Here is a 14,284-nt window from a genome sequence, read left to right on the forward strand (position 1 = left end):
GGGGTCTCGGGCTGTGGCCCGCGTGGGACGCAGGGATCTGCGTTGGTGGGTTGGAGTCCAAGGCTTCTGCGTTTGCTACGGGATCCCGTCGTGAACGCAGAAGTGTTCGTCCTTCGTCGCACGAAGGAAGAATCGTGGGTGCCCTTGGGGGTGGGGTGGGCAGCGCTTCTCCCTTCTCGTGGCACGGTCCACGAGAAGGGAGAAGCGTTGCCACGTCTGATCCCGTCGGCGGTGGATCTACCACCTGTAGAGCGCTGACAAGGTGGCAGATCCACCGATGGCCCGCGCAAACGCAGAATCTTGCGTCCAACGCGGGCCACAGCCCGAGAACCCGACCCTCCGTCGCACCCAGCCGTCCGGTCGAGGCCCTTTCGCAGCGCAGGTCCACGAGAAGCCGCGCCAGCGCAGCCGCAGGTCGAGCGAGGAGCCCCCCGACGCACCCCCAGCCCGAGCCCACCAGCACGACAACCGCGACCGCGCACCCCGGAATTTGCCCGGGCTGGTGCCGGGAGGTACTGTTGAGTGCTGTGCCTGGATTGTCCAGGACGCTGCGCGCATCCCGCCACCTCGCACCAGTTCCGGCGGCGAGTGCAGCACGACTCAGAGTCCTTCTCGCCTGAAGAAAGAAGTTCGTAGTGCCCACGATCAACCAGTTGGTCCGCAAGGGTCGCCAGAGCAAGGTGACCAAGACCAGCACGCCGGCCCTCAAGGGCTCGCCGCAGCGCCGCGGTGTGTGCACCCGCGTGTACACCACCACGCCGAAGAAGCCGAACTCCGCGCTGCGCAAGGTTGCTCGCGTGCGCCTGTCCTCGGGCACCGAGGTCACGGCCTACATCCCCGGTGAGGGTCACAACCTCCAGGAGCACTCGATCGTGCTCGTGCGTGGTGGTCGTGTGAAGGACCTCCCGGGTGTGCGCTACAAGATCGTCCGCGGCTCCCTCGACACCCAGGGTGTCAAGGGTCGCAAGCAGGCTCGCAGCCGTTACGGCGCGAAGAAGGAGAAGAGCTGATGCCTCGCAAGGGCCCCGCGCCGAAGCGGATTCCCGAGACCGACCCGGTCTACAACAACCAGCTCGTCACGCAGCTGATCAACAAGATCCTCGTGGACGGCAAGAAGCAGACCGCGCAGCGCATCGTCTACACGGCGCTCGAGGGCACCCGCGACAAGTCCGGCACCGACCCGGTCGTCACGCTCAAGCGTGCGCTCGACAACGTCAAGCCGGCCCTGGAGGTCAAGTCCCGTCGTGTCGGCGGTGCGACCTACCAGGTCCCGATCGAGGTGCGCCCCGCGCGTCAGACCACTCTCGCGCTGCGCTGGCTGGTCAAGTACGCCGGCGAGCGTCGCGAGAAGACCATGGCCGAGCGCCTCATGAACGAGCTCCTCGACGCCAGCAACGGCCTCGGCGGCAGCGTCAAGAAGCGCGAGGACACGCACAAGATGGCCGAGGCCAACCGCGCCTTCGCCCACTACCGCTGGTGACCCCAGCAGCATCCATCTTCGACGTAAGGAACTGGTAGCTCACCGTGGCAACCGACATCACGACGGACCTCACCCGCGTCCGCAACATCGGCATCATGGCGCACATCGATGCCGGCAAGACCACCACCACCGAGCGGATCCTCTTCTACACGGGGATCACGTACAAGATCGGTGAGGTCCACGACGGTGGCGCCACCATGGACTGGATGGAGCAGGAGCAGGAGCGCGGCATCACGATCACGTCCGCCGCCACCACCTGCTGGTGGAAGGACCACCAGATCAACATCATCGACACCCCACCAGATCAACATCATCGACACCCCCGGGCACGTCGACTTCACGGTCGAGGTCGAGCGCTCGCTGCGCGTCCTCGACGGTGCCGTCGCCGTCTTCGACGGTGTCGCCGGTGTCGAGCCCCAGTCCGAGACCGTGTGGCGTCAGGCCGACAAGTACGGCGTGCCGCGCATGTGCTTCGTCAACAAGCTCGACCGCACGGGCGCCTCGTTCGACTTCTGCGTCAAGACCATCCGCGAGCGCCTCGGCGCCACGCCGCTGGTGCTGCAGATCCCGATCGGCGCCGAGAGCGACTTCCTCGGTGTCGTCGACCTCGTCGGCATGCGCGCGCTCACCTGGCGCGGCGAGACCACGATCGGTGAGGACTACACCGTCGAGGACATCCCCGCCGACCTGGCCGACGCCGCCGCCGAGGGTCGCGAGGCCCTGCTGGAGACGCTGTCCGACGTCGACGACGAGATCGCCGAGAAGTACCTCGAGGGCGAGGACATCTCCGTCGAGGAGCTGAAGGCGGCCATCCGTCGCGCGACGCTCGCGGCGCAGCTCAACCCGGTCCTGTGCGGCACGGCGTTCAAGAACAAGGGCGTCCAGCCCTTGCTCGACGCCGTCGTCGACTTCCTGCCGTCGCCGATCGACGTCGGTGACGTCAAGGGTCACGACGCGAAGGACGAGTCGGTCGAGGCCACCCGTCCGCCGTCGGAGGACGCGCCGTTCGCCGGTCTGGCGTTCAAGATCGCGACCGACCCGCACCTGGGCAAGCTGACCTTCGTGCGCGTCTACTCCGGTCGTCTGGAGGCGGGCACCCAGGTGCTCAACGTCACCAAGGGCCGCAAGGAGCGGATCGGCAAGGTCTACCAGATGCACGCCAACAAGCGTGAGGAAATCGCGTCGGTCGGCGCCGGCCAGATCGTGGCCGTCATGGGCCTCAAGGACACCACCACGGGCGAGACCCTGGCGGACTCGGCGAGCCCGATCGTCCTCGAGTCGATGACGTTCCCCGACCCGGTCATCCAGGTCGCCATCGAGCCGAAGACGAAGAGCGACCAGGAGAAGCTCGGCGTCGCGATCCAGAAGCTCGCCGAGGAGGACCCGACGTTCCAGGTCCACACCGACGAGGAGACCGGTCAGACGATCATCGCCGGCATGGGCGAGCTGCACCTCGACATCCTGGTCGACCGCATGAAGCGCGAGTTCAAGGTCGAGGCCAACGTCGGCAAGCCGCAGGTCGCGTACCGCGAGACCATCAAGCGCGCCGTCACCGGTCACAGCTACACGCACAAGAAGCAGACCGGTGGTTCGGGGCAGTTCGCCAAGGTCGTCATCGGCGTGGCCCCCAACGGCCCCGACGCCGGTGGCGAGGGCGGCTACGAGTTCGTCAACGAGGTCACCGGTGGCCGCGTGCCGAAGGAGTACATCCCCTCGGTCGACGCCGGTGGACAGGCGGCCATGGAGTTCGGCGTCCTCGCCGGCTACCCGATGGTCGACGTCAAGTTCACCCTCGAGGACGGCGCCTACCACGACGTCGACTCCAGCGAGCTGGCGTTCAAGCTGGCCGGCAACATGGCCTTCAAGGAGGCCGCGCGCAAGGCTGACCCGGCCCTGCTCGAGCCGATGTTCGCCGTCGAGGTCACGACGCCCGAGGACTACATGGGCGACGTGATCGGCGACCTCAACTCCCGCCGTGGACAGGTCCAGGCGATGGAGGAGGGCTACGGCGGAGCCAAGGTCATCAAGGCCCTGGTCCCGCTCTCGGAGATGTTCGGCTACGTGGGTGACCTGAGGTCCAAGACCTCCGGCCGTGCCTCGTACTCGATGCAGTTCGACTCCTACGCCGAGGTCCCCAAGGCCGTCGCGGAGGAGATCATCAAGAAGGCCCGCGGCGAGTAACCAACGGCGTCATCGGTAAGGTGGCCTAGGTCTCCCAGCGGGACCCGACGGCTTTCAGACCCAGCACCACATCAGACAGCGCAACACTCAACCCAGGAGGAGCCCACAGTGGCTAAGGCGAAGTTCGAGCGGACCAAGCCGCACATGAACATCGGCACCATCGGTCACATCGACCACGGTAAGACGACGCTGACCGCGGCGATCACCAAGGTGCTGCACGACAAGTACCCCGACCTGAACGAGGCCTCGGCCTTCGACCAGATCGACAAGGCTCCTGAGGAGCGTCAGCGCGGCATCACGATCTCGATCGCGCACGTGGAGTACCAGACGGAGAACCGTCACTACGCCCACGTCGACTGCCCCGGCCACGCCGACTACGTGAAGAACATGATCACGGGTGCGGCGCAGATGGACGGCGCGATCCTCGTGGTCGCCGCCACCGACGGCCCCATGCCGCAGACGCGTGAGCACGTCCTCCTGGCCCGCCAGGTCGGCGTCCCGGCCATGGTCGTCGCGCTCAACAAGTGCGACATGGTCGACGACGAGGAGATCCTGGAGCTCGTCGAGCTCGAGGTCCGTGAGCTGCTGTCGGACCAGGAGTTCGACGGCGACAACGTGCCCGTCGTCAAGGTCGCGGCCCACCCCGCGCTGCAGGGTGACGCCAAGTGGGGCGAGTCGATCCTCGAGCTCATGAACGCGGTCGACGAGTACATCCCGCTGCCCCCGCGTGAGACGGACAAGCCGTTCCTCATGCCGGTCGAGGACGTCTTCACGATCACCGGTCGTGGCACCGTCATCACCGGTCGTATCGAGCGCGGCATCATCAAGGTCAACGAGACCGTCGACATCGTCGGCATCCGTGAGACCAAGCAGACCACGACGGTCACCGGCATCGAGATGTTCCGCAAGCTCCTCGACGAGGGCCAGGCGGGCGAGAACGTCGGCCTCCTGCTTCGTGGTACGAAGCGCGAGGACGTCGAGCGCGGCATGGTCATCATCGCCCCCGGCTCGACCACCCCGCACACGGAGTTCGAGGGCCAGGTCTACATCCTGTCCAAGGAGGAGGGTGGCCGTCACACGCCGTTCTTCAACAACTACCGTCCGCAGTTCTACTTCCGGACCACGGACGTCACCGGCGTCGTCACGCTGCCCGAGGGCACCGAGATGGTCATGCCCGGCGACAACACCGAGATGAGCGTCCAGCTCATCCAGCCGATCGCCATGGAGGAGGGCCTGCGCTTCGCCATCCGCGAGGGCGGCCGTACCGTCGGCGCCGGCCGTGTCACCAAGATCAACAAGTGATCTGACGACACACCAGCACTGCTGAGCGAAGCCCCTCGGACCTTCGGGTCCGGGGGGCTTCGTCGTGCTGGCGCGGCAGTACGGCCCGCCCGTCCCCGGCGGGTCCGAGCCGCGGACGTCAGGTCAGGGAGTCGCCGTGGCCGATCAGCAAGGTGCGCAGCAGCGAGGCCAGCTGTCGTCGCTGGTCGACGTCCAGGGGGGCGAGGAGCGAGTCCTCGTTCTCGACGTGCGCGGGGAGCGCGGCGTCGACGAGGTCCCGACCGGCCGGGGTGAGCTGGACGTTGACGCTGCGTCGATTGGTCGGTTCGGTCGATCGCTGGATCAGACCCCGATCCTCGAGCCGGTTGAGTCGGTGCGAGACCGCGCCGGAGGTCACCATCGTGTGCGACGTGAGGCGACCGACCGGCAGTCGGTGGGGCGCCCCCGACCGGAGCAGGGTGGCCAGGACGTCGAACTCCCCGGGCTGGAGGTCGAACGTCGCCAGCCGCTTGGCGATGCGCCGGTCCAGGAGGGCTGCAGCACGACTCACCCTGCCGACCACCTGCATGGGGCTGACGTCGATCTCCGGCCGCTCGAGGCCCCACTGCTCCACCACGTCGTCCACGAGATCTCCCACGTCACGAGACTAACACTTGCTGTTCACTTCAATAGTTGAGCATTGAAAGGATGAGCGCTAAGGTATCCGGCGGGGGTGAGAGCCATGACCCGATCCACGCTCACGACACCACGCGCTGCACTGGCGATCCGGCGATCCGACGACCTGAAGGTCCCGATCCGTCTCGGAGAGGAGGTACGCGCGGCGCTGGACGACGGACGGCCGGTCGTCGCGCTCGAGACGAATGTGACCGCCAACGGCCTCCCGGCGCCTCGACGGGTCGCCGCAGGTCTGGAGTGCGAGCGTCGCGTCCGCGCTTCAGGAGCCGTGCCGGCGAGCCTGGCCGTCCTCGACGGAACGGTCGTGGTCGGGCTGGTCCAGCACGAGCACGAACGGCTCGCGGAGGGGGCGCGCAAGATCGGGAGCCGTGAGCTCGCCGCCACCGTGGCGAGCAGGGGGTCAGGCGCCACGACGATCTCCGCGGCCATGGCCGTAGCGGAGCTGACGGGCATCGACGTCGTTGCCTCCGCGGGACTCGGCGGAGTGCACCGGGACTACGGCGACACCATGGACGTGTCCGCCGACCTGCACCAGCTCGCGCGGTCGCGTGTCGTGGTCGTCTCGGCCGGGGTGAAGTCGGTGCTCGACATCGCGCGAACCCTGGAGTTCCTCGAGACCAGGGGCGTGCCCGTCATCGGGTACCGCTGCGACGACTTTCCTGCGTTCCTCTGCCGGTCCAGCGGCCTGCCCAACCCGTTCGGGCCGCCGCCGAGGGCGTCCGGGGCGCGGCAGTGACGAACTTCCTCACCCGGGAGGTCGCCGCCGCGACCGTTGGTCGGTCCTCCGTCGCGAACGAGGCCGTCGTGCTGCAGGTCGCCGCCGTCGGCGCCGAGGTGGCCGCGGCACTCGCCGTGACCCCGCCGCGGCAGGCGCGATGACCACGCCGGCGCGCGCCTCGCTGACCGCGTCGGGCCACGTGGAGTGCGTGCTCTTCGACCTCGACGGCACGCTGCTCGACACGCCGCGAGCCATCGCCAGCGAGCTGGCGGCGGCCGTGGGCGACGCCACGGGGACTGCACTTTCTGAAGAGGCAGCGCGCCGCCTCATCGGCCTGCCGCTCGACGTGATGGTCGCTCGGCTCGCTCCCGGCGCGACGCTGCCGGAGCGTGCCGAGGCGGTCGCGGAGTACCGGCGCCGGTTCCGTGAGCGGATCGTGCCCGCGGCCGCGAGCCTGCTCTACCCGGGCGTCCTCGACGGCGTCGCGCAGTTGAAGGACGCCGGCCTGTCGCTGGCCGTCGTGACGAGCAAGTACCACGACAGCGCCGTCGCGATCCTCGACGCCGCCGGGATCTGCGATGCCTTCTCCGTCGTGGTCGGTGCGGACGACGTGCAGCACCCGAAGCCGCATGCTGAGCACGCCCTCCAGGCTCTCCGTGCCCTCGGCCGTGATGCCGACGTCAGTGTCGTGGTGGGCGACACCGCACACGACGTCCAGATGGCTCGGGCTGCGGGAATGCACTGCGTGGGCCTCGACCACGGAGTCGACCCGGCCGAGACCTTGTGGGCGGCGGGAGCTCACGACGTGCTGTCGCACCTCGACGCGCTGACCCTTCTCCTGCTCGACCACGCCCCGACGAGGACCTGACATGACCGTGGACCACCTGATCGCCCAGTCGACCCCCCACCCGCCCGCGGCTCTCGCCGGGACCCTCGTCGGATCGGCGGCCGTGCCCGACGCCGTCGCGGCGCTCCCGCTGCGACTTACCTGCTTGTCGCGGACTGCCGGCCTGGTGCACCTGCACGCGTCGGCCCGCGACCACACGGCCGAGCAGTCCGGGTTCGTGCGAGCCGCTCGCCGCATCATCCGGCTCGTGCTGGAGGAGGCCCTCGCGGTCCGACGGCACGAGCCGCACCTGGTGCGCACCCCGCTCGGGGCGACCTTCGCCGGCGCCACTCCCCGTGCGCCTCAGCTCACGGCGGTCTCGGTACCGCGTGCCGGCGACGCGATGGAGCACGAGCTGCGGGAGATCGTCCCGGACACCAGATTCGGCAAGATCCTGATCCAGCGCGATCCGGTGACCACGCAGCCGCAGCTGTTCTACGCGAAGCTTCCGCGACTGACCCGCGGACACGACGTCATCCTGCTGGACCCAATGATGGCCACGTCCGGCACGGTGCAGCTCGCGCTCAGCACCCTCCTGGATGCCGGTGTACTGCTCGAGGACGTGATCCTCGCCAACGTCCTCACCTGCCCGTCGGCGCTAGAGCGACTGGCACAGGCAGCCCCCGGTCTGCGCGTCGTCACCAGCTTCGTGGACGAACGGCTCACCGACCAGGCATTCATGCACCCCGGCATCGGCGACTTCGGTGACCGCTTCTACGGCACGACCGCATGAGTGGGTTGGAGGTGCGTCCCGCGCCGTCGCCGCCGGCGCAGGCATCGCTCGTCGGCTTGACGCTGCTGGCGGCGATCGCGCCGCTCGTGTGGGGCACCACCTACGTCGTCACGACGGAGATGCTGCCGCCCGATCGTCCACTGACGGCAGGCTTCCTCCGCGCCGCGGTCGCGGGTCTGCTGTTGCTCGCGATCGCACCGGGCGTGCCACCTGTCGGTTGGCGACTGCGCACCGTGGTGCTGGGGGTGCTCAACATCGGAGCCTTCTTCCCGCTGCTGTTCATCAGCGCGTATCGACTCCCTGGTGGACTGGCCGCCGTCGTCGGATCGCTGCAGCCTCTCATCATCGCCGCGCTCACCGCGACGCTCGGTTGGCGACAGCCGCCCCGGCGGCAGGTGGCGCTCGCCGTGGTCGCGGCCGCCGGCGTGGCGCTCATGACCGTCACCTCGCGCACGACCGTCGACGCCTGGGGACTCACGGCAGCGATCGCCGGCACGGCGAGCATGGCGGTCGGGATCCTGCTCTCGAGCCGCTGGCGCCTCCCTGCCGGGTACCGCCCGCTCACGTGCACGGCATGGCAGCTCGTCGTCGGGGGCGTGGTGATCGCGCCCCTCGTGCCGTTCACCGACAGCGGCGCCCTCGTGCTCGACGGGGCGGCGGTCCTGGGCTACCTGTGGCTCGCTCTCGTCGGTGGTGCCATCGGGTACGGCGTCTGGCTGCACGGCGCGCGGCAGCTGCCGCCGGCAAGCACCGCGCTGCTGGGGATGCTCAGCCCGCTGATGGCCGCAGTGCTCGGCTGGGTCGTGCTCGGTCAGTCCCTCGGTCCCCTGCAGTGCCTGGGCTTCGCGCTGGCCCTCGGCGGGGCTGCGTCGGGCCAGCTCGTCGGTCTGCGTGCGGCGCGCCGCGACCGCGGAGCCCACTGAGCCCGCCCCCTCCGACACCGTCGTCCACCCGAACCGCAGGAGCACCAGCATGACGAGTCCCCTCACAGCCGCGATCGCGGCGGGACCCCGGCACGGCCACCCTTCCCGTCCTCCGACCGTCGTCGCGATGCTCGCCGGCGTGGTGCGCGATCGACCCGACGCGCCTGCCGTCGTCGACGACGAGGGGGTCCTGACCTTCGAGGGCCTCTGGCGCGACGCCGGCATCCTCGCGCGCCGTCTCCTGGACGCCGGCGTCGGTCGCGGCGACTGCGTCGGTCTGCTCCTGGAGCCGGGTCGCTCCCTGGTCGTGAGCGTCTGGGCCGTGCTGCGCGCCGGTGCGGCGTACGTCCCCCTCGCGGTCGACTACCCGACGCCTCGCCTCCAGCTGATGGCGCGCGACTCAGGGTTGCGCCTCGTGCTGACGGCTCCGGGTCTGCGGGCGCGTGCGGAGTCGATCCTCCCGGCGTGCGTCGGGATCCTCATCGTCGAGGACAGGAGCAGCGCCGACGTCCTGACGATCGAGACCGCCGACGGGACCGGGGTCGAGATCGGGCCTGACGATCGTGCCTACGTCATCTACACCTCGGGAACCACCGGTCGACCCAAGGGCGTCTCGATCCGGCATCGTGGGCTGGTCGCGCAGCTAGGGTGGCTTGGCAGCGACCACGACCTGGGGCCGGGGGCGCGCATCCTGTTCAAGACGCCGACGAGCTTCGACGCCGCACAGTGGGAGCTTCTCGCTGGAGCGACCGGCGCGACGGTCGTGGTCGCACCGCAGGGCGCCCACCGTGACGTCGGCGAGCTGTGCACCCTCGTGCACCGGCACCAGGTCACGCACTTGCAGTGCGTCCCCACGGTCTGGTCGGCCATGGTCGCCATCCCGCGCTTCGCCACGTGCACCTCCTTGACCGCCCTGTTCAGCGGGGGAGAAGGCCTCACCGCGTCGCTCGCGCGTGAGCTCGTGCAGCTTCACCCGTCGGCCCGACTCGTGAACCTCTACGGTCCGACGGAGACGACGATCAACGTCACCGCGCACGTCGTCACGCCCGACGACCTCGACGCTGGGGGGATCGTGTCGATCGGTCGACCGGTTCCAGGGTCGTGGACGGTGGTCCTGGGCGACGACGACACCCCGTGCGCGACCGGTGAGCTGGGTGAGCTGTGCATCGGAGGGGTGCAGCTCGCTGCCGGCTACGTCGGTCTCGACGAGCTGACCGAGGAACGCTTCCCGTCCGTCGTCCTCGAAGGTGCACTCCGGCGCGTCTACCGGACGGGTGACCTGGTGCGTCGGGACGCGGCGGGACTTCTCGAGTTCCACGGCCGGTCCGACGACCAGGTCAAGGTCAACGGGCATCGCATCGAGACCCTCGAGGTCAAGACCGCCATCGAGGCGCACCACTGGGTGGCCGACGCCGAGGTGCTCCCGTGGGTCGATCCGCGCACCGGCGCGAGCACCCTCGCGGCGTTCGTGGTCCTCGACAGCGACGAGGCGCCCTTGATGGACCAGGGTGCGACCGGACAGCACCACCTGTCCAAGGACGACCACACGCAGGTTCACGCCCAGCTCGCCGATCCCGGCGTCCGTCACGACCTGCACGCGGCGTCCGGCACTGTGCTACCAGGGCAGGACGGGCGACCCGAGCAGCGGGAGCTGGCCTTCCGGCGCACGTCGTACCGGACGTTCGAGGGCGGGACGGTGACGTCGGACCACGTGCTCCGGCTGCTGCAGGGCGAGCGGCTGTCGCTGACCGGACCGCGCGCGCTCGCCGACCTCGCCGACCTCGCCGACCTGCTGCGCTGGTTCGGGGCCTTCGACAGCGAGGACCGACTGCTCCCGAAGTACGCCTACGCCTCGCCCGGTGCGCTGTACGCCACCCAGGTGTACGTCGAGGTGTCGGGGGTGCACGGTCTCGACGACGGCGTGCACTACTACCACCCGCGACGTCACGCGCTGCATCGAGTCGGCGATGGCGCGCCACCGTCGAACATCCATCAAGGCCGCCCGGCCGCGCGAGTGCGCCTGCACCTTCGAGGAGTGCGGGACGCCATCCGCTCGGTCTACGCCGTCAACGTCGACGAGGTGCTGGCCTTCGAGGTCGGTCACCTCCTCGGACTGCTCGACGACGTCGCCGCAGCACACGGCCGTGCGGTCCTCATCGTGGACGACGCCGTGCCGCCGGAGGTCGGGGTCGAGGGCGATGTCTGCTGGACCACCGTCGACCTCGTGGCCCCCACCCTCCCCGTCGCGGAGCGTCCCGACCCTGGGGTCGGACCGGAGGGGGTCGAGGTTCTCGTCCAGGTGCACGGGCAGGTGGTCGGACTGCGGCCCGGCCTGTACCGCGTCCGGCTGGACGGTGAGGCTTCGGAGTCGCGGCGTGGGGCGTCGCTCGAGCCGATCGGGGACGAGCTCGTCGAGCGTCGTCACGTCGTCGCCATCAACCAGCGCAGCTACGCTTCCTCGGCGTTCGCCGTCGCGCTGCGGTGCCCGCGCGCAGCGGGCCTCTCCGGCCTGCGTGCGCTCGGCCGGGCGCTGCACCGGTTGCAGGACAACTCCGTCGGCATCGGCCTGCTCTCCTCGGGATACTCCTCGTTGTCGGGTCGAGAGCTTCCCGCGGCGGCACGTCTCACGGCACTGGTTCCGGAGGACGGCGACAAGCTGTCCTACATCGCGCTCGCCGGTCGGGTCAGCGAGGACCAGCAGCGTGCCGGCGGAGATCAGGAGGACGCGGCGGCGAGACATGCGGAGACCCTATCGACAGAGGAGCGAGCGGCTGGGCCCAGCATGCCGATCGGTGCGACCGGCAAGGTCGACCGGGCGGCACTGCTCGCGGCGCTGGAGGACGAGACGACGGTCCCGCGCGGCGAGGACAGGCCGCCGGTCGGCCCGATCGAACAGCGGATCGCCGACTGCTGGACGCAGGTCCTGGGGCAGGACGTCCTCGATGTCGAGCTGGACTTCTTCGCGGCCGGCGGGAACAGCCTCGCCGCGGTGCGCCTCGTGCACCTGGTCAACGACCGCCTGGGCGCTGCGCTGCCGGTACACGTGCTCTTCACGCACGGCACGGTGCGTCAGCTCGCGGCGCGGGTGGCGAAGGCCGAGGGCGACCCGGCTCCCGCGAGTGCGAGCCGGCTCGTCCGGCTCGTCGACGGCGTTGGTCCGGCGATCGTGCTGTGGCCAGGCCTCGGCGGCTACCCCGCGAGCCTCGCACCGCTGGCCCGGCTCGTCGCGCGTGGCCGCCCGGTGGTCGCCGTCCAGACGCGGGGCCTCAACGAGGGCGAACGTCCGGTGGACGACGTCGACGAGCTCGTGAGGTCGGACCTGGCGGAGATCGAGCCACTGCTCTCGGCAGGTGCGCCGACGTTCATCGGTTACTCCTTCGGGGCGCGGGTCGCCACCGACGTCGCGTGCAGCCTGGCGCAGCGTGGCATCGACGTCGAGCTGGTGCTGCTCGCGCCCGGGTCGCCGCTGGTGCCCGACGCGCCCGACCCCGCTGGCGAGGCCGACTTCGCCGATCCCTACTTCCGGACCATCCTCTGGTCCGTGTTCCTCGGTCGGCTGCCGGCGCCTGTCCTCGTCGCTGCGACGCGTGATCGGTCAGGCTTCGAGCGGCTCCTGCGCGAGCAGCGTCCCGAGCTCGACCGGGGTCTCGCCGCTCGCATCGTCGACGTGGTGTTGGCCACCTTCGGCCTGCGCGCTGCCGAGGCGGGACACCTGCGCGCGGTGGTCGAGAGAGCCCGCGTGATCGACGCCGAAGGTGACGGGTGGTCCTTCCTCGACCGGCTGGACCTGGATCTTGTGCCGCAGCGTGTCAGGATCCCGGTCGACCACTACGAGGTGCTCCGTGGACCGGGGGTGCAGGTGGTGGCCGACCTGCTGGGCGAGCCCGCGCTCGCATGACGTCGGCGGGCGACGACGGCGACCGGACCGGCGCGCGATCTCGTGTGTGAGCGGGTGCCGGGACGTGCACGCACTGGACACGGCTGAGGCGAGCCGCCTGGTCGCGCTTCCCCGGGCAGGTCCGCGACGGCGAGCGGCGCCGCACCGGGGCGACGCGGACGACTGTGGGAGGGCGATTTGTGCTGGGGCGGGGGAGTCTGTCAGACTAGTGCGGTTGCTCCGGCCGGATCGCTGGGGCGCGCCCGCCCGGAACTCACGCCGGGATCGACGAGCGCGCTGCACGGTGTCCGGCCTGACTGCTGGAAGCGACGTGACGCGGACTCCCTGGAGGCCGCGGCCCGCGACCGGAAGTCCAACCACCCAACTCCAGAAGGTTCGCGCACGCTCGTGGTCACCACCGCGACACGCCCGACCTCGGGGGGCGGAGGGGAGCGATCCCCTCCAGGGAGAACAAGCCCCAGGGGCACACCAAGCTGACGAAGAGTAAGGACGACCAGAGCATGGCGGGACAGAAGATCCGTATCCGGCTCAAGGCCTATGACCACGAGGTGATCGACACCTCGGCGCGCAAGATCGTCGACACGGTCACGCGCACCGGAGCCTCCGTGGCCGGCCCCGTGCCCCTGCCGACCGAGAAGAACGTGTTCTGCGTGATCCGGTCGCCGCACAAGTACAAGGACAGCCGCGAGCACTTCGAGATGCGTACGCACAAGCGGCTCATCGACATCATCGACCCGACGCCGAAGACCGTCGACTCGCTCATGCGTCTCGACCTGCCGGCCGGTGTCGACATCGAGATCAAGCTCTGAGGGAGGACGAGAACACCATGAGCACCTCCTCCACCGTCAACGCGCGCGGCCTCCTCGGCCGCAAGCTCGGCATGACGCAGGTCTGGGACGACGAGGGCAAGATCGTCCCCGTCACCGTCCTCGCCGCCGAGACGAACGTGGTCACGCAGATCCGCACCGCCGAGACCGACGGCTACACCGCCGTCCAGATCGGCTTCGGCGAGATCGACGGCCGCAAGATCACCAAGCCGCAGGCCGGCCACTTCGCGAAGGCCGGCGTCACGCCGCGCCGTCACGTCGTCGAGATCCGCACCGAGGCGATCGGTGACTACACGCTCGGCCAGGAGATCTCCCCGGAGATCTTCGCCGCCGGCGACGAGGTCGACGTGACCGCCACCAGCAAGGGCAAGGGCTTCGCCGGCGTCATGAAGCGTCACGGGTTCGCCGGTGTGTCCGCCTCGCACGGCGCGCACCGCAACCACCGCAAGCCCGGCTCGATCGGTGCGTGCGCCACGCCCGGGCGCGTCTTCAAGGGTCTGCGCATGGCCGGCCACATGGGCGCCGAGACCGTCACCACCCAGAACCTGACCGTCCACGCCGTGGATGTCGCCAAGGGCGTCATCCTCGTCAAGGGTGCGGTCCCCGGCCCGAAGGGTGGACTCGTCGTGGTCCGCTCCGCGGTCAAGTCCGCCTCCAGCACCGGCGTGAAGGGAGCCTGATC

Annotated in this window: 12 protein-coding genes and 1 pseudogene; 12 read left to right on the top strand and 1 reads right to left on the bottom strand. The window is 69.7% G+C overall.

Annotated features, from left to right (window positions below; genetic code table 11):
* Positions 1–635: 635 nt before the first annotated feature.
* The 4 genes and pseudogenes from rpsL (at position 636) to tuf (ending at position 4,963) form a co-directional block, all read left to right on the top strand.
* Positions 636–1,010, top strand: coding sequence for a 30S ribosomal protein S12 (gene rpsL / locus A6Q79_RS04075; protein WP_067859838.1), 375 nt, complete (start codon positions 636–638; stop codon positions 1,008–1,010).
* Positions 1,010–1,480: a 30S ribosomal protein S7 gene (gene rpsG / locus A6Q79_RS04080; RefSeq protein WP_067859836.1), complete on the top strand. Its 471-nt coding sequence runs from the start codon at positions 1,010–1,012 to the stop codon at positions 1,478–1,480. Before rpsL ends, rpsG begins: the two co-directional genes overlap by 1 nt.
* Before the next feature lie 95 nt (positions 1,481–1,575).
* A pseudogene (gene fusA, locus A6Q79_RS04085) lies at positions 1,576–3,661 on the top strand (elongation factor G).
* 108 nt (positions 3,662–3,769) lie between these two features.
* Positions 3,770–4,963 (top strand): elongation factor Tu, encoded by a 1,194-nt coding sequence (gene tuf, locus A6Q79_RS04090; RefSeq protein ID WP_067859832.1) that lies wholly within the window; start codon positions 3,770–3,772, stop codon positions 4,961–4,963.
* Between the two features lie 118 nt (positions 4,964–5,081).
* Here the strand turns inward: tuf and A6Q79_RS04095 are convergent, their stop codons facing one another.
* Positions 5,082–5,579: a MarR family winged helix-turn-helix transcriptional regulator gene (locus tag A6Q79_RS04095; RefSeq protein WP_067859830.1), complete on the bottom strand. Its 498-nt coding sequence runs from the start codon at positions 5,577–5,579 to the stop codon at positions 5,082–5,084.
* A gap of 84 nt (positions 5,580–5,663) precedes the next feature.
* Here A6Q79_RS04095 and A6Q79_RS04100 point away from each other — a divergent pair, with 84 nt between their 5' ends.
* The 8 genes from A6Q79_RS04100 to rplC all read left to right on the top strand — a co-directional run bounded on the left by A6Q79_RS04100 (position 5,664) and on the right by rplC (position 14,282).
* A complete protein-coding gene (locus A6Q79_RS04100; protein ID WP_317696509.1) occupies positions 5,664–6,353 on the top strand; it encodes a pseudouridine-5'-phosphate glycosidase in 690 nt (229 codons plus the stop codon).
* Positions 6,350–6,496: a hypothetical protein gene (locus A6Q79_RS04105; RefSeq protein ID WP_317696512.1), complete on the top strand. Its 147-nt coding sequence runs from the start codon at positions 6,350–6,352 to the stop codon at positions 6,494–6,496. The genes A6Q79_RS04100 and A6Q79_RS04105 overlap by 4 nt, the downstream gene beginning before the upstream one ends.
* Entirely contained in the window at positions 6,493–7,203 is a 711-nt protein-coding gene (locus A6Q79_RS04110; protein WP_286689835.1) for an HAD family hydrolase, read from the top strand. Before A6Q79_RS04105 ends, A6Q79_RS04110 begins: the two co-directional genes overlap by 4 nt.
* Position 7,204: 1 nt before the next feature.
* Positions 7,205–7,954: a uracil phosphoribosyltransferase gene (gene upp, locus A6Q79_RS04115; protein WP_067859826.1), complete on the top strand. Its 750-nt coding sequence runs from the start codon at positions 7,205–7,207 to the stop codon at positions 7,952–7,954.
* Positions 7,951–8,877: an EamA family transporter gene (locus tag A6Q79_RS04120; protein ID WP_286689834.1), complete on the top strand. Its 927-nt coding sequence runs from the start codon at positions 7,951–7,953 to the stop codon at positions 8,875–8,877. Before upp ends, A6Q79_RS04120 begins: the two co-directional genes overlap by 4 nt.
* Before the next feature lie 49 nt (positions 8,878–8,926).
* Complete coding sequence (locus A6Q79_RS04125; protein ID WP_317696519.1) at positions 8,927–12,775, top strand: amino acid adenylation domain-containing protein; 3,849 nt, start codon at positions 8,927–8,929, stop codon at positions 12,773–12,775.
* Positions 12,776–13,275: 500 nt separating this feature from the next.
* Positions 13,276–13,584: a 30S ribosomal protein S10 gene (gene rpsJ / locus A6Q79_RS04130; protein ID WP_067859819.1), complete on the top strand. Its 309-nt coding sequence runs from the start codon at positions 13,276–13,278 to the stop codon at positions 13,582–13,584.
* Between the two features lie 17 nt (positions 13,585–13,601).
* On the top strand, positions 13,602–14,282 hold the full coding sequence (gene rplC, locus A6Q79_RS04135) for a 50S ribosomal protein L3 (protein WP_067859816.1): 681 nt from the start codon (positions 13,602–13,604) through the stop codon (positions 14,280–14,282).
* The last annotated feature ends 2 nt before the right edge of the window (positions 14,283–14,284 follow it).

Origin of the sequence: Aeromicrobium sp. REDSEA-S32_B7 (assembly GCF_001626145.1) — a bacterium.
Lineage (GTDB): Bacteria > Actinomycetota > Actinomycetes > Propionibacteriales > Nocardioidaceae > Aeromicrobium > Aeromicrobium erythreum.